The sequence below is a fragment of the Nocardiopsis lucentensis DSM 44048 genome (assembly GCF_000341125.1).
Lineage (GTDB): Bacteria > Actinomycetota > Actinomycetes > Streptosporangiales > Streptosporangiaceae > Nocardiopsis > Nocardiopsis lucentensis.
In genome coordinates, this window is record NZ_ANBC01000899.1 from 1 (window position 1) to 2862 (window position 2862).

At 74.2% G+C, this 2862-nt stretch carries 1 protein-coding gene and 1 pseudogene; both read left to right on the forward strand.

Annotated elements, in window-relative coordinates; genetic code table 11:
* The first annotated feature begins 96 nt into the window (after window positions 1–96).
* Window positions 97–1551 (forward strand): DUF2398 family protein, encoded by a 1455-nt coding sequence (locus D471_RS0130610; RefSeq protein WP_017602135.1) that lies wholly within the window; start codon window positions 97–99, stop codon window positions 1549–1551.
* Window positions 1548–2862 (forward strand): annotated as a pseudogene (locus D471_RS37105) (TIGR02680 family protein); the annotation flags it as partial. The gene D471_RS0130610 and the pseudogene D471_RS37105, both read left to right, overlap by 4 nt.

Genomic DNA, 2862 nt, shown 5'->3' on the forward strand with positions numbered 1-2862 from the left:
CCTGGTGCCCAGCGAACACGGCAGCACCGTCCGCACCACCCAGGGCAGCATCCACCTGCCCGGACTCCGCCTCGAACTCGCCACGAAGGGGACGTGATGGCCCGCCGCCGAGGCCCCGCGCGCACCGTCGACCCCACCGAGCTGGGCACCTACCAGCAGGCCGTGCGCCGGGTCCTGACCCACGACCTCATCACCGCCACCCGGCCCCGCCCCGGGGTGCTCGACCAGGTGCTGCGCTGGGCCGACCAGATGGCCGAGGACCTGCGCTCCCTGTTCGGGTACACGCTCATCGCCACCACCGCCCACGTGCGGCTCGTGCGCGAACTCGACGAACTCGACCCCACCCAGCGCCAGGTCTTCTCCCGCAAGGGGCGCCCCTTCGACCGCCGCAGGCTCGCCTACCTGTGCCTGCTGCTGGCCGCCTTCCAACGCTCCCAGATCGAGATCAGCCTCGGCGACCTGGTCCGCCAGTTCACCCCCTCGGCCAACACGATCGAGGGGCTCGGCTACGACCCCACCGACTCCGCGCACAAGGCCGCCCTCGTCGACGCCGCCCACTGGCTGCTGGACCGCGGCGCCCTCCACCTGTCCGACGGCTCGCTGGAGGCGTGGGCGCGCGGGTACGACCAGGCCGACGCGCTCTTCGACATCGACCACGAGATCTGCGAGATCCTCTTCCGGCCCGCCCGCCCCGTCCAACACCTGGGCAGCGTCACCGGCCTGTTGAGCGACGCCCCCGGCGGACAGAACCGGGACCGCGCCGCCCAGCGCGCCCGGCGCCTGCTCGTGGAACACCCCGCGGTCTACTACGCCGACCTCGAACCCGAGGTGGCCGCCGCCCTGCGCGGCAAGGGCGTGGCCGAGGAGGTCGCGCGCGTGACCGGCCTGAAGGTGGAGCGCCGCGCCGAGGGCGTCCTGCTCGCCGATCCCGCCGGGAACTTCACCGACCGGCCCTTCCCGGGCCGCGGCGGCGCCGTCACCCGCGTCGCCGGACTGCTCCTGGCCCAGATCGCCACCCTGTTCGAGGAGTCCTGGGCGGCCCTGGTCCACCTGGAGGCGCCGTCCTGCGCCCGTGAACACGAAGACCTCGTCCGACTCGTCGACGCGGGTCTGCCCCACCACGGCGTGGTCGGCGAACTCGCCTGGACCGGGACCGGCGCCCACGACCCGGCCGAGGCGCCGGTCGGGGAGAGCGTCCGGATGCCCCTGGTCGAACGCGGTCGCCTGGAGGGCATGGTCGCGGACCTGTTCGCCGAGTTCGGCGCCGCCTCCTTCACCAACGCCTGGCAGCAGGACCCGCACGGACTCCTGGACGCCGCCCTGGCGCTCCTCGCCGACCTGCGCCTGGTCCGCCCCGTACCCGGCGGGGTCCTGGTGACGCCCGCGGCGCTGCGCTACCGCAACATCCAGGGCGCCCTGCCCGAACGCGAGGACACCGGCCTGCTCCCGCTCGGCCCCCTCGCCGAATCCGACGGGGCCGCCGGGACCGGCGCCCCGGAGACCGACGCCGCCCCCGATCCCGCTCCGCACGAGACCGAAGGAAGCCGATGACGACCCGAGGGAGCGACCGCTTCCGGCCCAGCCGCGCCGGTGTGATCAACGTCTGGGACTACGTCGACGAGGAGTTCGCCTTCGCCGACGGCCGCCTCATCCTGCGCGGCCACAACGGCTCGGGCAAGACCAAGGCGCTGGAGGTGCTCTTCCCGTTCATCCTGGACGGCTACACCGACGCGCGCAGGCTCGACCCGTTCAGCGGTCAGAACCGGACGATGAAGTCCAACCTGCTCTACCGGGGCCAGGAGTCCGAGTACGGGTACGTGTGGATGGAGTTCGCGCGGCCCGAGGACTCCGCGGCCGCCCCCGAGACGGTCACCCTCGTCATCGGCCTGCGCGCCCACAAGCACCGCGACGGCGTCGTCCCCTCCTTCTTCGTCACCGACCAGCGCCTCGGCGTCGACTTCGGACTGCTCGCCACCGACGGCCGCCCCCTCACCGAGAAGCAGCTCAAGACCGCCCTCGGCGAGGGCGCCCACCACACCAGCGCCGCCGACTACCGCCGCGCCGTCGACGCGCGCCTGTTCGGCCTCGGGGACCGCTACATCCAGCTCCTCGACCTCCTCCTCGCCCTGCGCCGCCCCCTCCTGGCCAAGGACCTGGACCCGGAGAAGGTCTCCGACACCCTCGCCAGCGGCCTCAGCCCCCTGGACGAGGACCTCGTCGACCAGGCCGCCCGCGACTTCGCCAACCTCGCCGCCGTCCAGATCCGCTTCGACAACGCCACCGCCGCCGACGAGGCCGTGCGGACCTTCCTGACCGAGTACGCCGACTACCTCACCACCAACGCCCGCCACCGGATGGCCAGGGTCACCGCCGCCGCCGACCAGGCCGCCGCGCACGGCCGCACCGTCACCGAGGCCGCCGCCGAACACCGGCGCGCCACCGGGGAGCGTGACACCGCCCGCGCCCGTGAGGAGGAGCTCACCACCCGGATCGGGGAGAAGTCCGCCGAGGTCACCGCTCTGGAGGCCGACGAGGCCCTGCGCGACCACGACCGCCTCCGCGAACGCCGCCAGCGCCACGAGGAGCAGACCCGACGGCTGGCCGCCCAGGACACCCGGCTCGACGGCCAGGCCCAGGAGATCGCCCACCTGCGCACCGAGGCCGCCCGCGTCGCCGAACGCATCGAGCGGGACCGCGCCACGGCACGCCGTCTGACCACCGAACTGACCGAGGCCGCCGACCGCGCCGGAATCCACCACGACGCCGAGGGCGGGGTCGACACCGGCGAGGATCTGCCCACCACCGCCCGCGCCCGGGCCGCCGCCCGCGAGGGCGACGTGCGCGCCGTCGCCGAGCGGCTCC

Excerpts from the sequence above, each read along its gene's own strand:
- D471_RS0130610 (WP_017602135.1), top strand. The coding sequence starts at position 97 with ATGGCCCGCCGCCGAGGCCCCGCGCGCACCGTCGACCCCACCGAGCTG.